The organism is Paractinoplanes ovalisporus (assembly GCF_016834655.1).
Taxonomy (GTDB): Bacteria; Actinomycetota; Actinomycetes; order Mycobacteriales; family Micromonosporaceae; genus Actinoplanes; species Actinoplanes ovalisporus.
Genome location: NZ_JAENHP010000003.1, coordinates 76,589 through 97,147, shown reverse-complemented (window position 1 = coordinate 97,147; position 20,559 = coordinate 76,589). Strand labels below are relative to the sequence as shown.

17 protein-coding genes are annotated in these 20,559 nt (G+C 71.5%); 7 read left to right on the top strand and 10 right to left on the bottom strand.

All coding sequences use genetic code 11. The features are described 5' to 3' along the window. Positions 1–63 precede the first annotated feature (63 nt). A complete protein-coding gene (locus tag JIG36_RS10590; protein WP_203375930.1) occupies positions 64–690 on the top strand; it encodes a hypothetical protein in 627 nt (208 codons plus the stop codon). Between the two features lie 3 nt (positions 691–693). Here JIG36_RS10590 and JIG36_RS10585 read toward each other — a convergent pair whose 3' ends face one another. The 4 genes from JIG36_RS10585 to JIG36_RS10570 form a co-directional block, all read right to left on the bottom strand. Next, positions 694–1,935, bottom strand: a complete 1,242-nt coding sequence (locus tag JIG36_RS10585; RefSeq protein WP_203375929.1) for a CATRA conflict system CASPASE/TPR repeat-associated protein — start codon at positions 1,933–1,935, stop codon at positions 694–696. Between the two features lie 94 nt (positions 1,936–2,029). Next, positions 2,030–2,683 carry a vWA domain-containing protein gene (locus JIG36_RS10580; RefSeq protein WP_203375928.1) on the bottom strand — a complete coding sequence of 218 codons (654 nt, stop codon included), beginning with the start codon at positions 2,681–2,683 and terminating at the stop codon, positions 2,030–2,032. A 64-nt stretch (positions 2,684–2,747) separates the two neighbouring features. Then, positions 2,748–4,184, bottom strand: a complete 1,437-nt coding sequence (locus JIG36_RS10575) for a flavin-containing monooxygenase (protein ID WP_203375927.1) — start codon at positions 4,182–4,184, stop codon at positions 2,748–2,750. Between the two features lie 66 nt (positions 4,185–4,250). Continuing rightward, positions 4,251–5,015, bottom strand: a complete 765-nt coding sequence (locus JIG36_RS10570; protein WP_203375926.1) for an alpha/beta fold hydrolase — start codon at positions 5,013–5,015, stop codon at positions 4,251–4,253. A gap of 52 nt (positions 5,016–5,067) precedes the next feature. On the opposite strand from JIG36_RS10570, the gene JIG36_RS10565 reads away from it, so the two are divergent. Continuing rightward, positions 5,068–6,690: a GMC family oxidoreductase N-terminal domain-containing protein gene (locus JIG36_RS10565; protein ID WP_203375925.1), complete on the top strand. Its 1,623-nt coding sequence runs from the start codon at positions 5,068–5,070 to the stop codon at positions 6,688–6,690. 320 nt (positions 6,691–7,010) lie between these two features. Here the strand turns inward: JIG36_RS10565 and JIG36_RS10560 are convergent, their stop codons facing one another. The 3 genes from JIG36_RS10560 to JIG36_RS10550 form a co-directional block, all read right to left on the bottom strand. Further along, positions 7,011–7,448, bottom strand: coding sequence for a hypothetical protein (locus JIG36_RS10560; RefSeq protein WP_203375924.1), 438 nt, complete (start codon positions 7,446–7,448; stop codon positions 7,011–7,013). Between the two features lie 90 nt (positions 7,449–7,538). After that, positions 7,539–9,098 carry an FAD-dependent monooxygenase gene (locus JIG36_RS10555; protein WP_236046622.1) on the bottom strand — a complete coding sequence of 520 codons (1,560 nt, stop codon included), beginning with the start codon at positions 9,096–9,098 and terminating at the stop codon, positions 7,539–7,541. Between the two features lie 504 nt (positions 9,099–9,602). Further along, positions 9,603–10,475: a quinone oxidoreductase family protein gene (locus JIG36_RS10550; protein WP_203375923.1), complete on the bottom strand. Its 873-nt coding sequence runs from the start codon at positions 10,473–10,475 to the stop codon at positions 9,603–9,605. A gap of 173 nt (positions 10,476–10,648) precedes the next feature. Between JIG36_RS10550 and JIG36_RS10545 the strand changes: the two genes are divergently transcribed. Further along, positions 10,649–10,867, top strand: coding sequence for a hypothetical protein (locus JIG36_RS10545; RefSeq protein ID WP_203375922.1), 219 nt, complete (start codon positions 10,649–10,651; stop codon positions 10,865–10,867). Positions 10,868–10,911: 44 nt separating this feature from the next. After that, positions 10,912–11,532, top strand: coding sequence for a TetR/AcrR family transcriptional regulator C-terminal domain-containing protein (locus JIG36_RS10540; protein ID WP_203375921.1), 621 nt, complete (start codon positions 10,912–10,914; stop codon positions 11,530–11,532). Between the two features lie 212 nt (positions 11,533–11,744). Here JIG36_RS10540 and JIG36_RS10535 read toward each other — a convergent pair whose 3' ends face one another. Both JIG36_RS10535 and JIG36_RS10530 read right to left on the bottom strand, forming a co-directional pair. Next, entirely contained in the window at positions 11,745–12,110 is a 366-nt protein-coding gene (locus JIG36_RS10535) for an STAS domain-containing protein (RefSeq protein ID WP_203375920.1), read from the bottom strand. Between the two features lie 53 nt (positions 12,111–12,163). Further along, positions 12,164–14,458, bottom strand: coding sequence for an ATP-binding protein (locus tag JIG36_RS10530; RefSeq protein WP_203375919.1), 2,295 nt, complete (start codon positions 14,456–14,458; stop codon positions 12,164–12,166). Positions 14,459–14,542: 84 nt separating this feature from the next. On the opposite strand from JIG36_RS10530, the gene JIG36_RS10525 reads away from it, so the two are divergent. From JIG36_RS10525 to JIG36_RS10515, 3 genes are all read left to right on the top strand, one after another. Continuing rightward, positions 14,543–15,646, top strand: coding sequence for a HEAT repeat domain-containing protein (locus JIG36_RS10525; protein WP_203375918.1), 1,104 nt, complete (start codon positions 14,543–14,545; stop codon positions 15,644–15,646). Positions 15,647–15,761: 115 nt separating this feature from the next. Next, positions 15,762–17,375 carry a DUF6232 family protein gene (locus JIG36_RS10520; protein WP_203375917.1) on the top strand — a complete coding sequence of 538 codons (1,614 nt, stop codon included), beginning with the start codon at positions 15,762–15,764 and terminating at the stop codon, positions 17,373–17,375. Between the two features lie 131 nt (positions 17,376–17,506). Then, entirely contained in the window at positions 17,507–19,108 is a 1,602-nt protein-coding gene (locus tag JIG36_RS10515; protein ID WP_203375916.1) for an alpha-amylase family glycosyl hydrolase, read from the top strand. On the opposite strand, the gene JIG36_RS10510 is transcribed toward JIG36_RS10515, so the two are convergent. Next, a complete protein-coding gene (locus tag JIG36_RS10510) occupies positions 19,081–20,319 on the bottom strand; it encodes a HEAT repeat domain-containing protein (protein ID WP_203375915.1) in 1,239 nt (412 codons plus the stop codon). The genes JIG36_RS10515 and JIG36_RS10510 overlap by 28 nt on opposite strands. Positions 20,320–20,559: the final 240 nt, after the last annotated feature.

Below are 20,559 nucleotides of genomic sequence, written 5' to 3'. Positions count from 1 at the left end.
CCTCGTAGGGCGCGGGTCCGGACACACCCGCGCCCCGGGATCGAGCGAAAAGGACACAGCGCGATGACGACGGCACCAACGGCCCCGCCGCCGGCCTTTCAGAGCTTCGACGAGACCGCCGTGAACCGATGGGTCGACCGCCTCTCCGGCAACACCTCACCGCGCCGCAACCACTGGAAGACCAAGGAGATCTACTTCCGGGCCGCTGCCCGCCTGCTCGAGGCCGGGCCCCGCGCCACGCTGACCTGGAAGAGCATCGTGGAGGCGGCCGGCGACAAGGGCTGCCGCAGCACGTTCTACGAGGTGGCCGGCGCCCGCGCCCGCCACCGCATGGTCGACGAGCTGATCAGCGACGGCGGGTCCGACGCGATCCAGATCGCCCTGCGCTACCTGCGTACCGACCCGGTCGAGCAGCTGATCGACGAGACCAAGGTGTGGTCGTTCTGGCCCTGGCGGCAGCAGCTGCTGCGCACCCTCACCACCGGCATGTCGGCCGAGGTGATGGAGAGCGAGCTGGTCGCGGCGGTGGCGTCCTGGGCCCGGCGTTACCCGGCCCTGGCGGCGGCGGTCGGGTTCACTCCCCCGGCCTGCGCGGCCGAAGACCTCACGCTGATCCACCAGGGACGCCTCTCGGGCACTCAGGCGGCGGCCCGGCTGACCGAGGTCGTCCAGGCCGCCTGCGCCGGCTGAGCTTCACACCGCGCCGTCGCCGGTCCACAGCCAGGCGGTCGCCCGGAAGGTCTTGGCGCCCGCCTCGACCGACCGGAACTCGTCGGTGGTCAGGCCCGGATAGCCCTCGGCGACGACATCCTGGAAGATCCGGTCGGTGACGATCGCGACCACATCGGCGTCCGGATGGTCGACCATGGCCTGACGCAGCGCCGCGCTGTCGAGCAACCGGCCGAGGCCGATGATGGTGTTGCCGCCGAAGCCGAGGTGCGCGCGGGTGAACGGGCCGGATCCGGCCGACAGCCGCATCCGGATGCGCTCGCCGGGATGCTCGGCGTTGTCGGCGCTCGTCTGCGCCCGCCAGCCGTGCAGCAGCCGGGGAAGAGCGACATCGGCCCGTACGTGCGCCGGCAGCACGACCATCATGCCGTCGCCGGCGAACTGGGAGTCGGTGGCTTTGAGGTCGAGCCCGAGACCGGCGAGCACCCGGTCGGCCACGGCCGCGACCCGCCGCTGCACCTCCAGCTGCTGGGGCGTGCTGCGCGAGCTGTAGCTCACCACGTCGACGCCGAAGGCGACCCGGTGCACGGGCCCGTCCGGCTCGGAGCGGACGACTTCCGGGCGGCGGCGTGCGCGAACTTCCTGCAACAGTTCCCGGCCCAGAGGCGGCAGGCCGGTTCCGCCGTCGCTCCAGGCGAACCGGCTGAGCGCGGCGTCCTGCCGGAGACCGGCCAGCAGCACCAGCCGCCGGGGTGCGGTCGTCCCGGGCGGCGTGGTCTCCCAGAGCACAAAACGGTGCCGGGTGGACCAGTTCTCCCACCACCCGTCCGCGTCGTCGGCGCGGGGCGGCACCTCGGCCCGCAGGTCGACGGTCAGGGCGTCGTCCGACTTGGCCAGCAACAGGGTCGCGCCGCCGAGCTCGGGTGCCTCCCCGCCCAGCAACCGAAAGAGGCGGCCGAACCGGAGCCAACTGTCCCGGCCGGCGGAGGCGCCGAACGACACGTTGAACGTGTCCTGTTCGAGGCGGGCGATCACCTGGAACTCGCCGGCGTCGTCCTCCATGATCGCCAGTGCCCGGTCCGGCCCGGTCACGACCCCGGGCGGCAGGGTGGCCGGCAGGACGGTGCCGCGGAGGGGCCGGGTGCGCCCGGTGTCACGGCAGGCCGTCCAGAAGCGGTGCAGGGCGGCGACGCTGTCCGGTTCTTGGAGCGGCGCGAAGAGGTGCGCGACGAACTCCGGCTCCACGAGCCGGCCCGGACGATGCATTACCGGACTGTAGCCAGGGCCCGGCCCGCCCGGTCTCCCCCGAATCAACGACCCGTTCCGGCTGCCGCAGCGAGCAAAGCGGCGGGAGACGCGTTCAGATTCCGGCCACGATGGCGTCGACGATCTCGGCCAGGGCGTACTCGTTGAGCCCGTTGCCGGCCCGCGACGGCAGATGCACGGTGTCACGCCAGGCGGCCGCGATCCCCTCCCACGGGCTCGTCACCGGCGCGACCAGCAGCAGGTGGGACGACTGGCTGGTCCACACCGCCGCCAGCTCGTCGAACGTCGGCGGCGCGACCGACGGATACGCCGCCGCGGCCCGTCCGACACCGAGCGGGTGCGCCGACGCGTCGGTCAGCACCACCACCAGATGGCGGCGCGGCCGATGCCCGTACGCCCAATCGGAACTCATCGCCACCGCGAGCGCCTCCAGCCCCGACTCGGGCTCGTCGCCGCCCCCGCCCGCCTCCAGCCCGCGCACCGCGGTCTCGAACTCGGCGGCCTGCCCCGGCATGGTGAAGAACCCGGACTCGACCAGGGCGTCGGCCGGGTTGTCGCGGAAGTCGCGGTAGGCCACCAGCCGTACGCGCAAGGCTCCGATCGCCTTGCCGGTGGCCGCGGCCGCCTCCTCGATCCGCCGCCGCAGCGTCAGCACGCCCTCCTTGAGACGGTCGACGATCGGGTACATGCTTCCGGTGACATCGATGCAGAACACGATGTCGACCGCGTAGGCGTCCGGCTCCCGCACAGTATTGCTCCTTCCCCGAGCAAACCATGCGCTACCGGAACCCGGACCGCACCGGCCGGACGGCCTAACCGTTCCGCGAGATGTAGTCGGAGGGGCGGAGGCGGGCGACGCGACGGCGATATTCCGAGGCCATCCCGGGCCAGTTGGTGACCACCCGGCCGGCCGCGTTGCGGTACCAGCTGCGGCACGACGCCCACACACTGCGGGTCAGGCGCTGCTGGATCTCCTCGTCGTAGGCGGCGGCCACCTCACGGCGTACCTCCAGCGGGTTCGCACCCGAAGCGAGGCGGCGCACGGCCTGCACCAGGTAGGCGGCCTGGTGCTCGATGAAGTAGAGCACCGACGTGTTGCCGGTGTTGGTGTTCGGGCCATAGACGAGGAACAGGTTGGGAAAGCCGGGCACGGTCAGGCCGAGGTGCGCGTACGCCCCGGCGGCCCACTCGTCGGCCAGCGCCCGACCGTCGCGGCCCGTGACCCGGATGCCGGCCAGGAAGTCGGTCGCGGCGAAACCCGTGGCGTAGACGAGCAGGTCACACTCGTGCACCTGGCCGTCCGCCGTGCGTACGCCGGACGGGGTCGTCTCCAGGATCTTCTCGGTCACCAGCGAGACGTCGGGGCGGGTCAGCGCGGGCAGCCAGTCGTTGGTGAACAGGACCCGTTTGCAGCCCATCGGATCGACCGGGGTCAGGCGGGCCCGCAGGTCGGCGTCGCGCACCTGCAGACGGCGCTGCACCCGGGAGGCGGTGCGGACGAGCGCTCCGGCGACGCGTCCGCCCGTGATGGCACGCCCGGTCACCACGGTCATCGCCCACACACCGGCTCGCGGCAGCAGCATCAGGGACGGCATTTTCCCGTACGCGTAACGACGGCCCCGCCCGTAGCGGCGATCGGGGCGAGGCAGTGTCCACGGGGGTGTGCGCTGGAAGACGGTGATGTGCGCGGCCCGGCCGGCGATGGCGGGGACGAGCTGGATGGCGCTCGCTCCGGTGCCGATGACCCCGATGCGGGCGCCGTCGACCGGCAGGTCGTCGCGCCACCGTGCGGTGTGGACGACCGGGCCCTCGTACGAGCCGGGGATCGCGGGCAGCACCGGGTTGCCGAGCTGGCCCACCGCCGGCACGAGCACATCGGCCTCGTACGTGGTGCCGTCCGCGGTCTCGACCCGCCAATGGCCGCCGGTCCAGGTGGCGGACGTGACGGCGGCGTTGAGGCACACACGGCCGGTCACGCCCAGCCGGTCGGCGGTCGCGCGCAGGTAGGCCAGAATCTCGTCGTGCGCCGGGAAACGACGGGACCAGCGCGGGTTCGGGGCGAACGAATAGGAGTAGAGCGGCGCCGGCACGTCGCAGGCGCAGCCGGGATAGGTGTTGTCACGCCAGACGCCACCGGTCGACGCGGCCCGTTCCAGCACGACCACGTCGTCGAAGCCGGCCTCGAGCAGGGCGGCCGCGGCCGCGATCCCGCCGAAGCCGGCCCCGATGACCACGACGCGCGGGCTCATGACTGCCTCCCCGGGGTGCCGGCACCGCCCGAACGTAACAAGCTGTTGGCGCATTGCCAATAGCGCTCAACCGGCTTCGATCAGCAACCTCGCACAGGTCGCCGGGTCGTCACCGAACGGCAGGTGGCCGCAGCCGGAAAGCCGTACGTGCCGGGCCTGGGGAAGCAACCGCCGGGCGCGCGCCGCCTGACGGTAGGGCAGCACCAGATCGCGTGTCCCCCACGCGACCGTGACCGGAATACCCTCGCCGGCGCCGCCCGGAAAGCGCCAGGAGCCCAGCGCGCGGCAGGCGCCGTCGAACCCGGGCGCGGCGACGAGGGCCCGCGCGTCACCGAGACAGTCGGCCGGGTCCAACCCGGACGGCTTGGCATAGAAGATTCCGCACAGTGCGCCCCGCCCGGCCCGGGTCCCCATCAGGGCGGGCAGGGCCGGTCCAAGTGTGGCGCCACCCCGGCGGGCCGCGCTCACGACGCCCTGACACCACCTCGCGCCGGCCTGGCCATAGAACCCGACCGGGGCGAAGGCGGTCACCGAGCGGGCGATCCCGCGCCGCCCGAGTTCGAGCGCGACCGCGCCGCCGAGCGAGCTGCCGCCGACCGCGGGCCGGGTCAGGCCCAGCTCGTCGAGCAGCCCGGTGACCCGGTCGGCCAGGTGCGGCACATCCCCCGGCCCGCCGTCGGCCGGAGTGTCCCCGAAGCCCGGCAGGTCGACCGCGATCACGTCGAAGTGCGCGGCCAGGGCCGGCAGGACCGGTTTCCACACCTGCCACCGGCTGCCCAGCCCGTGGATGAGCACGAGCGCGCCGCCCGCGCCCTGCCGGTGATATCGCACCGCCCATCACCTCCTTGTTGACATGCCGCCAACAGCGGTGTCACCGTACGCCATGACGTTCGACTACGACGTCCTCGTTGTCGGGTCCGGCTTCGGCGGCAGCGTCAGCGCGCTGCGCCTGACCGAGAAGGGCTACCGCGTGGGCGTCCTCGAGGCGGGCCGCCGCTTCGCCGACGACGAACTCCCGCCGACCTCGTGGCGCCTGCGCCGCTATCTCTACGCGCCCGCGCTGCGCTGCTTCGGCATTCTGCGCCTGACCCTGCTCGACAACGTGCTGATCATGTCAGGCGCCGGCGTCGGCGGGGGCTCGCTGGGATATGCCAACACGCTCTACGAACCGCCCGGCCACTTCTTCGACGACCCGCGCTGGTCGGGGATCACGGACTGGAAGTCGGAGCTGGCCGCCGCCTATGACCAGGCCCGACGCATGCTGGGCGTCGCCGAGAACCCCTTCGAGACACCGTCCGACCGGGCGTTGCAGGCAGTGGCCACGCGGCTCGGGGTCGAAAAGACCTTCCGCCGTACGCCGGTAGGGGTCTACTTCGGCCCGAAAGGCGGCGACCCCTACTTCGGCGGTGCCGGCCCTTCCCGGTCGACCTGCACGTTCTGCGGTTCCTGCCTCACCGGGTGCCGGGTCGGCGCCAAGAACACCCTCGTCAAGAACTACCTGCACCTGGCCGAGGGGGCCGGCGCGACGGTCCACCCGCTGACAACCGTGGACGCCGTTCGCCCCCGGTCCGGCGGCGGATTCACGGTGCGCACCCACCACACCGGAGGCGTACGGCGTCGCACCTTCACCGCGGCCGAGGTCGTCTTCGCCGCCGGGGCGCTCGGCACCCAGCGTCTGTTGCACCGCCTGCGCGACCGGGGCAGCCTGCCGAACATCTCGCCGCACCTGGGCGAGCTGAGCCGCACCAACTCCGAGTCCATCCTGGGCGCCCGCGCCCGCCGCCGCGACGCCGACTACAGCCGGGGCGTGGCCATCACGTCCTCGATGCACGTCGACGCCGACACCCACATCGAACCGGTCCGGTACGGGCGGGGCAGCAACCTGCTGGCCCTGCTGGCCACAGCGCTGGTCGACGACACGCCGGGCGCCCGCTGGAAGGCCGGCCTGCGGGAACTGGTCCGCGGCCGCCGCCACCTGCGGTTGCTCGCCTCACCGCGGCGCTGGTCGGAGCAGACGATCGTGTTGCTGGCCATGCAGTCGCTGGACAACTCGATCACCGTGCACCGCCGCCGGGGCCGGCTGCGCACCCGGCAGGGGGTCGGCTCCCCCAACCCCGACTGGGTGCCGGCCGCCCACCGGGTGGCCCGCGAGGTGGCGGCCGAGATCGACGGTGTCCCGCTGGGCGCGGTAACCGAACTGATCGGACGGCCGGTCACCGGGCACTTCCTGGGCGGTTGCGCGATCGGGACGGTCATCGACCCGTACCACCGGCTACTGGGCCACCCCGGGCTGCACGTGATCGACGGGTCGGCGGTCGCGGCCAACCTGGGCGTCAACCCCTCCCTGACCATCACCGCGATGGCCGAGCGGGCGCTGTCACTGTGGCCCAACCGCGGGGATGCCGATCCGCGGCCGGCGATGGGGGCGGCCTATTCGCGGCTGCCGGCCGTTCCGCCCCGGGCTCCCGTCGTCCCGGCGGCCGCCCCCGCCGCGCTGCGCCTCTGAGCTTCCGCTCCCCTGCACCGCCGGCGCTTTGGCGCCACTACTCCGTGGGTGCGTCGGCTCCGCTACTCCGTCGGCGCTCTCAGGTCCGCTGCTCCGTCAGCGCTTTTGTTCCGCTATCCGTCGGCGGCTTCTGCTCCACGACTCCGGCGGCGGTCGCTCCTCAGCTACTCCGCCGGCGATTTCTGCTCCGCTGCTCCGCCAGCGGCTTCTGCTCCACGACTCCGGCGGCGGTCGCTGCTCAGCTACTCCGCCGGCGATTTCTGCTCCGCTGCTCCGCCAGCGGCTTCTGCTCCACGACTCCGGCGGCGGTCGCTGCTCAGCTACTCCGCCGGTGGGCGGAACAGGTCGCACTGAGTGCCGCGGGCGGCCTGGGCGACCGTCCACCCGCCGCAGAGCCGCACCGGCGGCTTGACGCCCCGGAACAGGTAGGACGTCTGGACCCGGACGTTCGTACGGCCCGGTCCGCACTGCCGGCCGAACGTGTCCCACTCGACGCCGTCGGTGGGCCCGCTACGGGCGACCTGGATCACGGCGCACCGGAACGGGCTGTGGCCGACCAGGGTGCCGGTGATGCGGAACGGTGGAACCGGCCGTTCCGGATTGCTCATCATCTGGGCGTAGGTGCCGTGCCCGACCACCCCGCTGGTGGACAGCCGGAAGTTGGTGGTGGTGGCGGCCGCGGCCGGGGCGGCGGCGACACCGAGGCCGATGCCCGCGGCGACCACACCACCGAGCGCACGGTGAACGAGAGAGCGCACTGTCTGCTGCTCCTTGTGAAAAGGTGACGGCGACCCGGACGGGCCTCCAAGAAACAGAACGCAGCAGGGCACCCCGGGGAAATGATCTAGTCAGGCCGGGCTCCCGAACCACCGGCTCAGCGCCGTCTCGAGCGACCTCTGGTCACCGCCGGCCCAGGCCACGTGCCCGTCCGGCCGCAGCAGCACCGTCGGCGTCTCGCCGTCGAACCGGTCGACCCGGTCGGTCCAGCCGTTCACCGACAGCTGTCCCGTCCCGTCGAGCAGCAGGCCGCGGCCGCTGCGCATCACCTCGTACAGGCGACCGCTCTTCAGACTGATGTCGCGCAGCCGCCGCCCGATCAGCGCGTCTCGCCCGCCCGGACGCGCACCTGGGTCGTCACCCGCACCTTGGGTCTCACCCACGCCCGGCCCCTTACCCGCGCTCTGACCCGCGCCTGGGCCCTCACCCGCGACCGGGGCCTCACCTGCACCCTCGCCCGGGGCCCCACTCAGGCTCTCGTCCTGGCCGAAGTCGTATCGGATGCTGATCGCCGTGATCATTCCGATCAGGAAGCGGTTGACGTCGTTGAACTCGACCAGCCGCGTCAGCAGGGCCCGAACCGCCCGCGGCCCCGGCTCGTCGGTCGTCAGCAGCATCTGCGCCCGGGTGTTCTCCAGCACGCCGGCCGCGACCGGATGCCGCTCGGCGTGATAGCTGTCCAGCAGATCGACCGGCGCCCACCCGTGCACGGCCGCCGCCAGCTTCCAGCCCAGGTTGAACGCGTCCTGGATCCCCAGGTTGAGCCCCTGCCCACCCATCGGCGGGTGGATGTGCGCCGCGTCCCCGGCCAGAAAGACCCGCCCGACCCGATAACGCTCGGCCTGGCGGGTGGAGTCACCGAACCGGGAAAGCCAGCGCGGTGAGTGGATGCCGAAGTCGGTCCCCGCGTACTTGCGCAACTGCTCCTGAAATTCCTCGAAGTCCGGCGTGACCGTCCGGTCCTCGACGACATCCCGGGCCGGAACCACCACCCGGAACACACCCGGCGTCCCCGACGGCCCGACCCCGAACCGTTTCTCGGTGCGGCGCACCCTGGTCATCACTTCGAGCACGTGTTCGGGCGGGTCCGCCACTTCCATCTCGCCCAGCAGCGTGTCGGCTCGCGACGGCTCACCCGGAAAACCCACCCCGAGCAATTTCCGTACGGTGCTACGCCCGCCATCACAGCCGACGACGAACTGGGCCCGCAATTCCTCGTCGCCGAGCCGGACGGTCACGCCGTAGTCGTCCTGCTCGAGCCCCACGACCGCGCGGCCACGCCGGATCGTGGCCCCGGCCGCGGCCGCGTGGTCGGCCAGCAACCGGTCTGTGATCGTCTGCGGAATGCCCAGCACATAGCCGTGCTCGGTGTCCAACCCGTCCGGAGCGGGTGCCTCGATCCCCGCGAAATAACCCCGCAGCGGATGCCGTTTCCCATTCCGCAGAAACGTCTCCAGCAGGCCCCGCTGATCCATGATCTCGATGCTGCGGACGTGAAGCCCCAACGACCGTACGAAGTCCGCCGGCGCTTCCTCTTTCTCCAAGACAACCACGCCCACACCGCGGAGGCGCAATTCCCCGGCCAGCATCATTCCCGTCGGACCGCCACCGACCACAATCACATCGATCATGTTTCTCCCCGAGCTGGGCCCGTTGTCCATTCCGGTCGCCCGTCATTCCGGCGCTGCCGTTCCGGCCGCCATCAATCCGGCGCCACCATTCCGACTGCCGAGTGTGCGCCACGGCCATGGCCTTGCCGCAAGCCCCGGGGTGCGATATAGCTTAGAAGCGGCAGGGAGCTGGTCTCCTTGCCATTCGCGTTCCTGGAGAGTTCCGCCCTCCTGCGGCACCGCCCCTTCCACGGCACCGCTCCCTCCACGGCACTGCGCCTTCTACGGCACCGCCCTTCTCCGGCACCGCGCGTTCTGCGACACCACGCCTTCCACGCCACCGCCCTACTGCTGCACCGCGCCTTCTACAGCACCGCCCTACTGCGGCACCGCTCCCTCTGCGGCACCGCCCTTCTACAGCAGCGCCCCCGCCACGGCACCGCCCCTTCTATGGCACCACCACGAGACGGCTGCCCTTGAGGTCGGTGCGTTCCCAGGCGGCCTCGATGTCGCTCAGGGGAACCGTCACCAGGTCGAAGGTGAGCTCCCCGGTTGCGTCCACGCCACGATCTGGCCGTACGCCTCGTTCATGGACCGCGGGTCGAGCCCTCTCGCGGCGCCATAGATTTCCACCCCCGAGGTACGCAGGCTCTCCGCCGCCAGGTCGAGCCCGGCGCCGGCCGACTCGCCGATCTGGACCAGCCGGGTCGGTTTCGGGAAGGCGAACGTCTTCGGCACCAGCGATCGCAGCAGGATCTCGGTCGGCCGCCCCCAGAGGTAGTCGAGCACGACGTCGTAGCCGTCCCCTTTGGCGTCGAGGTAAGCCTGCGCCAGGACGTCGTCCAGCACGGCAGTGTTGATCACCGCATCGGCGCCCAGGGACCGCAGCCGGTCGTCGTCGCGGCCGGTGGCGACGACGCGCCCGGCGCCCAGCAGCCGGGACACCTTCACCGCCAGCCGCCCCGCGACCCCGGTGGCACCCTGCACGAGCACGGTTTCGCCCGGCACGAACCCGGCCGCGGTCCGGGCCGACATCGCGGTGATCGCCGTGCCCAGCACCGTCGCGGTCGCCGGATCGATCCCCTCCGCGACCGGCACGTACGAACCTTCGGGCACAACCGTCTTCTCGGCCAGCGCACCGTAGGGCAGGCGCGGGTTGCCGAAGCCGACGAGGGTGCCGTCCGGCAGCGTGCCCACGCCGTCGAAGGCGGGGATCGCCGGCAGCTGCGCGGTGTAGTTCCGGCTCGCGTAGTGGGTGCCGGCCGCAATCCGTTTGTCGACGGTCTCGACCGCGACCGCCCTCACGTCGATGACCACCTCGCCGTCGCCCGCCACGGGATCGGGAAAGTCTTCATAGCGCGGAACACCGCCGATCTCGTGCAGCACCGCCGCCTTCATCAGGGCTCCCGGTGGAAGAGGGCCGCTATCCGGCGCTGCCAGGCCGGGAGGAACCGCGGAGGGCGGCCCGCCGAGTGATTCCGGCGCAACGCCCGGCCCTGCAAAGCCCAGCCGTGCAACGCCCGACCCTGTAATGCCCGACCCTGTAATGCCCGACCGTGCAATGCCCGACCGTGCAGCGCCCGACCGTGCAGCGCCCGGCCCTGCAACGCCCGACCGTGCAACGCCCGGCCCTGCAACGCATCGCCCTGCAACGCACGGCCCCGATGCCCATGGTGGAGCGCCGGCCCCTCGACGTGGGCGGGAACTCCGGGAATTCGATGTGTCGCCCGGTGCAGCAGATCGCCGAGCGCCCCTCTGTTGATCATCCTGACCTCGCTCTCTATCGGTGATAGAGGGAATCTAGCACTGATAGAGTGCGGGCGGAGGTGCCAAGTTGGCGTTGGATCGACAGCGGATCGTCACCGAGGCCGTCGCGCTGCTGGACGCCGAGGGTCTCGACGGCGTGACCACCCGCAAACTCGCCGCGCGGCTGGGCGTGCAGTCGCCGACCCTCTACTGGCACCTGCCCAACAAGGCGGCCCTGGTCACCGCGATCGCCGACGCGATCCTCGACCAGGAGTTCGGCGACATGACACCGCCCGGGCCCGATCAGCCCTGGCCGCAGTGGCTGAGCGACCTGGCCGGACGGCTGCGCCGGGCCCTGCTGGCCCATCCCGACGGCGCCCGGGTCGTCTCGACCGCCCAGCTCTCCCGCACCATGGCCGCGATCTCCGAGCTGGCCATGAGCACGCTGGTGCAGCGCGGAATCCCGCTGCGCGAGGCCCGCGTCATCGTCCTGACCGTCGAACGCTTCACGGTCGGTCACGTCCTCGAGGAACAGGCCCCCCGCCCCGGCCCGGAGTCACTGAAGGACTTGGACATGGACGCGTTCACCGCGCGGCACCCGATCGTCGTGGCCGCCGTCACCGAATACTTCCGACCGGGCGTGACCGTCGACGACCTGTTCGCCGACTGCCTCGAGGTGGTCATAGCCGGAGCCGTGGCGCGAACCTAGGCCCCGTTTCGAAGACCAGCCAGGACACGGTTTCACCAGTGGTCCGCTGATCGCCGTGATCCGGCTCGGCGTGATCGCGCAGCCCGGTCGCTCCTCCCCAGCTCCCACGTGTCGATGCGGTCGTGACGTCGTAGGTGGAGGTCGAGCAGCTCCCGGCGGCGGTGGGGGCCATCAGCCGACGATAGCCCCGCTCAGGCGGCGCGACGGCCCGGTCAGGCGCAGCGCCACGGTTCGAGCGGCGCCGGGGCGGCCAGGAAGGAAGGTGAAAGGCCAAGGCGGTCCAGCGTAAGCCGTACGGCGTAATGGATCTCCCCGACGGTCAGGGTGCAGCCCCGGGCGTCAGCGGCGGAGTGGAGCTCGTAGAGGGCCCGCACGCCCGCGACGTCGATGAACCGCAACGCGCTCAGATCCAGGCTCAGCACGGCCGGCCGATAGCGGTCCACGATGTCGACGATCCAGCCGCGCAGCCACGCGCTGTTGCCCACGTCCAGCTCCCCGGTGATGCTGATGCTCACGAAGGCGGCGCCGGAGGACGTGGTGCGGACGTGCAGTAGCGACGGCGTGTTGTCGACGGTCATGCGTTCCATCCTCGCGGGCGCCGCCGGGACGCGGAATCGGTCACCTTACCGATTTAGCTGCCGCGCCGCGCGGCCACCCAGGCTGCAATTTGCGTACGGGCATTGAAGTCCAGCTTGGTCAGGATGTGCTCGAGGTGCGTGTTGGCGGTTCGGCGGCTGATCACCAGACGGTCCGCGATCTGCTGGTTCGTCATGCCGGCCGCGACCAGCTCGGCCACTTCACGTTCCCGGCGGGTCAGCGGCGCCCAGTCGGGTGCGGTCTCCGCCCGTACGGGCTCCGGCCCCTCCCCCAACGCATAGGCGACCCCGGCTTCGAAGTCGAACGCCGCCCCCTCGGCCACCAACGCGTCGAAGCGGTCGTCGCCCAGGGTGTCGCGCGCCTGCTTCTCCGACCACACCCGGGTCGCGCTCAGGTCGGGCGAGCCCATCTGCGGCAGGCCGACCGACTCCCACAGCCGGTGCGCGATCCCGAGCAGCCGGGCCGTCCGTTCCGGATCCCCCAGCGCCGACGCCGCCCAGGCCAGACTGTCCATGGCCATCGCGTTGCCGCCGTGGTCGCTGAGCCGCCGTTTGATGCGCAGCGCGGCCCGGGCGTGCTCGACCGCGGCGATCGGCGAGTCCCGCGTCATCTCGATCACCGAGCGCACGTACTCCGCGTACGAGCGGGCCCACAGCTCCCCCAGTCGTTCGCACTTCTCGAAGTGCGACTCGGTCACGGCCACCGCCCGGTCGAACTCGCCCTGGAAGACCAGCGCGATGGCTGAGGCCGAGAGCGCGACGAACAGCCCGATGCCGGGATCGCCGCCGTGCGTGTGCAGGTGGACGGACTCGTCGAGCACGGTCAGCGCCGAGCCCGGGTCGCCGCGCAGGGCCAGCGAGATGCCGGTGACATAGGTGATCCAGCCCTGGGCCACGATGTCGGCGTCCGGGCGGCAGCGCTCCACGTACTCGGCGGCCATGTCCATGTCGCCCTGCAGCGCGCAGATCCAGGCGCAGGCCCAGAGCGCCTTGGTCAGCACCGGTCCGGGCGAGGGCTCCCGCGCGAAGGCCCGTTCCAGATAGTGCCGGCCCTCCCGGGGGTGGCCGCACGCGAACCAGAAGTACATCAGGGAGGTGGCCAGGTCGAGGCCGGCGTCGTTCTCGTACGGGTCGGACAGGCAGAAGTCGAGCGCCGTACGCAGGTTGGGCAGTTCCCGGCTGAGCCGCTCGTACCACTCGGCCTGCCCCGGGCCGCACCACTCGGCGTCGAACCGGTGCGCGAGGGCCAGGTAGTGGTCACGGTGCCGGCGGCGTGTCTCGCGCTCCTCGCCCGCGGTGCGCAGGATCTCCACCCCGTACTCACGAATGGTGTCGAGCATGCGATACCGCGCGCCCGGACCCTGCCCGTCGAGCACGAGGATCGACTTGTCGACCAGCCCCGCCACCAGTTCCAGGTTCTCGCCGCACACGCGCCGGACGGCGTCCAGGTCGAACCCGTCGGCGAACACCGAGGCCCGCGCCCACACCTGACGTTCGCCCGGGCTGCACAGGTCGTAACTGCCGTCGATCGCCGTACGCAGGGACTCGTGCCGCCCACCGCCGGCGCGGCTGAGCAGGCGTGACTCGTCGGTGTACCAGCCCTCGGCCAGCTCGGCGATCCGCTCGACCGGGAGCACGCGGGTGCGTACGGCCGCAAGCTCGATGCCCAGCGGGATCCCGTCGAGGCGGCGGCACAGCCGGACCACCGCGTCCTGATTGTCCGGGTTGAGGGTGAACCCGGGGGCGGCCGCGGCCGCGCGCTCGGCGAAGAGCATGACCGCCGCGTCCAGCTCCCGGTCGGCCGGCGACGAGGCCGGGTCGGGCACGGGCAGCGGGGGCAGCAGGAACACGTGCTCGCCGTCGACGCCGAGCGGCTGCCGGCTGGTGGTCAGCACCTGCAGCCCCGGGGCCGCCCGCAGCAGGGTCTCGACCAGCGACGAACACGCGCCGACCAGGTGCTCGCACGTGTCCAGCAGCAACAGGATCCGGCGCGAGGCGAGGTAGCCGGCCAGGCCGTCGAACTGCGGGCGGGCCGTCCGGTCCTGCACGCCGAGGGCCTGCCCGACCGCCTCGGCGATCATCTCGGGGTCGGCGATCATGGACAGGTCGACCAGCCACACCCCGTCCGGGAAGGCGCGCTGAACCTCGGCCGCGACCCGGACCGCCGTACGGGTCTTGCCCACCCCGCCGATGCCGGTGATCGTGACCAGCCGGGAGGTGGACAGCAGCCGCTTGAGTTCGGCCCGCTCGCGGTTGCGGTCGACAAAGCTCGACAGTTCCGCGGGCAGGTTCCCCCGGAGCCGCCTCGACTGCACTGTGCGAGCGTCCATCGACGTACCGTAAGCACATACCAAGCGCCTCGCCCACGGGCGTCAGCAGTTCGAGTGATGTCGGATTTCCGGAGGGGTCAACGGGTGCTCGAGGGTCTTGACGCCGTGAACTGGTCCGATTTAGCCCACGCGTACGGTTCGGCGGCCGACGTGCCCGCCCAGTTGCGCGCCCTGCTGTCATCCGATCCGGACACCCGTATGCGCGCCCTGTGGGCCTGCTACGGCACCATCGTCCATCAGGGATACCGCTACGAGGCGGCCGTGCCCGCCGTCCCGTTCCTGCTCGAGATCGTCGCCGGGGGTCCGGCCGAGACCCGCAAGGAGCTGCTGGAACTGCTGCTCACCCTGGCCGTCGGCTATGACGAGGCGTGGCTGCCCGAGGGTTTCTCGCGGGCCCGGGCCCGTCCGGTCGAGCTGGCCTGCTACGACGCCGTCGCCGCCGGCATCCCGCTGTTCACCGGCTTGCTGCGCGACGACGACCCGGCCGTACGCCGGACGGCCGCGGCCCTGCTGGGCTGGTTCCCGGCTTCGAGCGTGGGTGGGTTCCCGGCTTCGAGCGTGGGTGGGTTCCCGGCTTCGAGCGTGCCCGCGCTGACCGCCCTGATCACCGACCCCGATCCCGAGGTCGCGGCCACGGCGGTGCTGGCGCTCGGCCTTCTCGGCGCCGGCGGTCCGGTCACGGCCGCGTTCGGTTCGGCCGATCCCACCGTACGGGGTGCGGCCGCGATCGCCCTGGCCCGCCTGCACCGGGCGGCGGCTCCCGCGGCGGTCACGGATGAGCTGCTGCGCTGGTCGAGCGGTTCGGCCGGCCCGCTCCGCACGAAGATCCCGTACTACGAGGGTGACCTGAGCGGCTACGCCACGCTCGCCCTGCGCCAGGTTCTGCCCGACGACTCCGAGGCTGCGTTCGAGGCCCTGCTCGGCCGCCTGCCCACGGTGTCGGGATTGGCCGCGCTGCCGGTCGTCGGAGAGGCGCTGCGGCGGGCCTTCCTGGCCGGGCCGATCGCCCCCGACACCCCGTACGCCTCCCTGACCCCGCGCCAGCAACGCCTGGTGCGGACCTTGGCCGACAGCCCCGCCACGTGGCAGGTCGAGGGCAGCACGTTCGCAAGCCTGTGCCTGATGATCGCCGAATACCACCTGCCCAGCACCCACCAGGCGATGGACGCCTACGCCCGCCTTTTCTAGGCCCGTACTTTCTCGGCTCGCACTTTGGGCTCGCACTTTTGGGCTCGCACTTTGGGCTCGCACTTTCTGGGCCCGCCATCGCGGCCTGGTGGGCAGGCTCTACTCTGGGCCGTACATGATCGACGATGTTCTCTTCGACGACGGACAGGTTCGGGTCACGGCCACGACGGTGACATCCCGCGGGCGGACCCTTGAGCTACGCGAACTGAGCGACCTGCACACCGAGCACGGGCCCTCCGACGGCCACGAGTGGATCCGCTGGCCGGTGGCTCTGCTGGTCTTCGTGCTGCAGACGATCGCCATCCTCCTCATAGCGGGCGGCAACGTCGGGTTGGTGCTGCTGCTCGCCTTCACGGTGCCGACCTCGACCTCCTACTTCATCGCCGCGGCGATCACGTCGCGGTTCCGGTTCCGGCTTCGCCGCAGGCACTGGTTCCACGCCTTCTGGGCCCAGCATCAGGACGAAGAGCTGGTCCTGTTCACCGGCTATCACCGCGAGACCTACGAAAAAGCCGCTTCCGCCGTACGGCTGGCTCGCCGTGACCTGCTGGCCCGCGAGGAGGGCGCATGGTTGTGGCCCAGCGGCAACCCGACGGTCGTACGCGCGTTCCGTGGCCACACCGGCCGGGTCACCGCGCTGGCCCTTCTGCCCGGTGACCGCTTCGTGTCGGGAGGGCAAGACGGCACCGTACGGGCATGGAATGTGGAAACCGGCGCGCAGCTGCACCAGTTCGACGGATCGTCATCGGTGACCGCGCCTGATGCCCCCGACGATTCGTCGCCGCCGACCGCCCCTGATGCCGCCGACGGTTCGTCACCGCCGACCGCGCCTGATGCCGCCGACAGTTTGCCGCCGCCGACCGCGCCTAATGCCGCCGACAGTTTGCCGCCGCCGACCGCGCCTAATGCCGCCGACAGTTTGCCGCCGCCGACCGCGCCTAATGCCGCTGACAGTTTGTCGCCGGTGACCGCGTTGGTTGCCGCTGATGGTTCGTCGCCGGTGACCGCACTCGTCGTCGCCGACGGTCGGTGGGTGGTGGCCGCGTTCGAGGGCGCGGGACTGCGCTCCTGGGATGCCGAAACCGGCGACCCGCTCCACGAGCTGCCCGCCGACGTGACCGCGATGACGACAGACGCCGCGCACCACATCGTGACCGGCGACAGCAACGGCCGCGTACGGGTGTGGAACCCGTCAACCGGCAACGTCATCCTGGACTTCACCGCGCACACCGGCCGGATCACCGCGATCGCAATCCAGCCCGGCGGCATGATCGTCACGACCGGGCCCGGCCGCGCGCTACGCACCTGGGATCCCACCACCGGCGAGCGCCTCACCGACAACGGCACGCTCCTGGAATCGCCCATCGTCGCCCTGCCGGTGATTCCGGCGCCGGTCTGGCACGACCAGATCGTCGCGGTGGCGGGCGACGGCACCGTCGAGCGTACGAGCCCCGGCACCGGCTGGGTTCATCCCGTCCGGGCCGGCCGCACGTCGGTCACCGCCGCCGCCGTCCTGCCCGCCCCTGACCTCAGACACCTGATGATCACCGCCGGTCACGACCGCGAGCTGCGGGTCTGGCAGCCCCTGAGCGGCCTGGAGGTCCGCCGCCTGCCCTTCCCCGACGCCGTGGTGACCAGCATCCTGGTCCTCCCCGGCGGCGCCGACCGCCCCCGGCTGCTGACCGCCGGCGTCGCCGACGAGATCCACCTCTGGTCGCCCCCAGCCTGACCCCCGGCCGTCCGCCTTCCGTGGTCTTCCGGCGCACCACGCCCGAACCCTGGGCAGGCACTCCCTCCAGCGCACCGTGACTGGGCCGCATCGCCGTGCCTGGTGATCGGCCGGGCCCTAGCATGGCCTGCATGGGGCGTGAATGGCTGGCCGACGCGGTGATGTACGAGATCTATCCCCAGTCGTTCGCCGACTCCGACGGCGACGGCGTGGGTGACCTGCGCGGAGTCATCGACCGCCTCGACCACATCGCCTCGCTGGGCGTGAACGTCATCTGGTTCAACCCGTGTTTCGCGTCGCCGTTCGTCGACGCCGGCTACGACGTGTCCGACTACCTCACGATCGCCCCGCGCTACGGCACCAACGCCGACATGGCCGAACTCGTCGCCAAGGCCCGCGAACGGGGCATCCGCGTCCTGCTCGACCTGGTGGCCGGCCACACGTCGATCGAGCACCCGTGGTTCCAGCGTGAGCTCGCCGCCACCGGTCCCTCCCCCGAGGGCGACCGTTACATCTGGTGCGAGCAACTTCCCGAACGCTCGTGGACCCGCGACATGCCCGGCACACCGGCGTGGGTGCCTTCTCCCGGCCCGCGCCCCGGCTGGTATCTGAAAAACTTCTACGACGAGCAGCCCGCCCTCAATTTCGGCTGGGTCGGCCCGAACACCGACGAACCGTGGCGCGACGCGATCGACGCCCCCGGCCCGAAACGCAACCGCCAGGCGCTGAAGGACATCATCGCGTACTGGCTGGATCTCGGGGTTGCGGGTTTCCGCGTCGACATGGCGTTCTCGCTGGTCAAGGACGAGGAGCTGACCCAGGGGTACGCCGAGACGGTCGCGCTGTGGCGCGAGATCCGCGAGTGGCTGGACGTCGACCACCCCGACGCGGTCCTGATTCCCGAGGGCGAGGAACCCCGTGCGGGCGGAAAACCGGCCTTCGACGCCGACTTCTTCCTGGTGATCCACGATGCGCACGCGAGCCTGTTCAACAACCAGTCGGCCGGCCGCCTGCCGTTTCAGGAGCCCCGCGAGCCGTTCTTCGACGCCGAGGGCAGGGGCAGCACACGCCCGTTCCTCGATGCCTGGGCCAACGCCCGCGCCGGCCATCCCGACCGCCCGATCATCCTGGCCACCGCCGACCACGACTTCAACCGCCTGTGCTGCGGCCCCAGAACACCCGACCAGCTACCACCGGCGCTGGTGTTCCTGTTCACGTGGGGAAGTGTCCCGTGCCTGTACTACGGCGACGAGATCGGCATGCGCTACCTCCCGGGCCTGCCCGACGTGGAGGGTTCGATCTGCAATCCCGGCTACAACCGTGCGGGTTGCCGAACCCCCATGCAGTGGGACAACACCCCGAACGCGGGCTTCTCCACCGCCCCCGCCAACCGCCTATACCTGCCCATCGACCCCTCCCCCGACCGCCCCACCGTGGCCGCCCAGCAACACGACCCCACGTCGACGCTCACTTTTGTCCGCCGCGTGATCGCCCTACGCCACGCCACCCCCGCCCTGGGCACCCGAACATCAACCCGAGTCGTCTCCGAGGGCTACCCCTTCGCATACATCCGCAACGACTCCCACCTGGTAGTCCTGAACCCGCGCCGCGAGCCCGCCACGCTCCCCTTCACCGCCCCGGCGACCCCCCTGCTGGCATCCGGAGTCGAGCCCACCACAGACGGTTTGCACGTGTCCGCCTTCGGCTACGGCATCTTCGCCACCTCCGCGTAGTCCCGCATGCGATCGGCCGAATACGGCAACCCGTATCCACTGACCATCAGCGAGAAGTTGCCGAATGAGCCACCGGCGAGCTGCCACGTCTCGGGTGAGTGGGCCAGGGCGCGCACGAGCCTCTGCTGCCGCTCGGTCAGTTCACCGAACGGCGTCTCCTTGGCGACCGGCCCCGTCCCGAAGGCCCGGCGCAACGCCTCGGCGACAACCGGCAGCGCCTCGACACCGGAAACCGACGCAATGCGGTCGAGCAGAGAGCTGAACGCGACGTCGGAATCGTCCGGCAGCACCAGCCGCAACGACAGCGACGCATAGCCGGAGAGGTTGCCGTCATAGAACGGAACCTCCGAGCCCGCGCCCGCGGCCGACAAGCGCAACAAGGCGTCAACCACCTCCGGCCGCGCTTCCAGCCCATGCAACCGCGCGAGCCCGACGGCCGCAGCACCCCGCACCAGCTCCCGCGTCCCACCGAACGCGGCCGCCAGCGCCTCACCCGCGAACGCCCCCGCCGCCGGCACCGCAGCCCCGCCCGGCCCAGCGCCCGTTGGCTCGGTCGTGGGCGGCTGGCCGGCGCCGATCAACCCTAGGGACAGCGCGGCCGTGGCGGCCACCGACTCGTCGGCGTCGATCACCGACCAGACCAACGCGGCCGCAGACTCACCGGCACGCTCGGGGAACCAGCCCAGGGCGCAAGCGGCCATGCGCCGCACGGCGGCGTCATCGTCTTCGAGCAGGCCGACGAACAGCGGCACGCCCTCGCCCACGGCGTCGTAGACACGCAGGTCGACGCAGGCCTGCAACCGGTTCTGATCGTCGGGCCCGAGGGTGTCGATGTGATCCCACCCGCCGCCACCCGCCGCCAGCAGCGCGGCGCCGGCCGCGGCCGCCTCGCGGTGGTCGGCGACCGGGAAGCCGGCCGGCAGCCACGATTCGTCATAGCCGATCGCGAGCGCCACCAGCAGCTCGAGCAGCTCGGCCCGCTCGGGCGTGGACGGATCGCCGAGCAGTTCGAGCAGGAACGGCACCGCGGCCACGCTCGCCTCGTAACGGGTTCCCTGGTGGAAGATGTTGCCGTAGCTGTCGTGGCGCGCTTTCCGCCGCACCTCGGGGTCGTCGGAGGACAGCGAGCGCAGTTGATCGGGCACGTCTTCGGCAGTGCCGTACGCGTGATGGAGGCTGGACCAGGGCACGTCGTTCATTGCTTCGAACACGCCGCGAACCTACCGCTCCCCTACGACATTTTTCGGCGCCCGAGTCCCCCGGCTCCACCGCGACCGGGGTCGCGTCCGGGTCGGCGACGACGGCAACACACCGCCCGCAGACACGAACCGCCTCCGCCACCCCGGACACCGGCGACCGGGACCTCGGCGATCGCGTCCGGGTCGGCGACGACGGCAACACACCGCCCGCAGGCACGAACCGCCTCCGCCACCCTGGACATCGGCGACCGG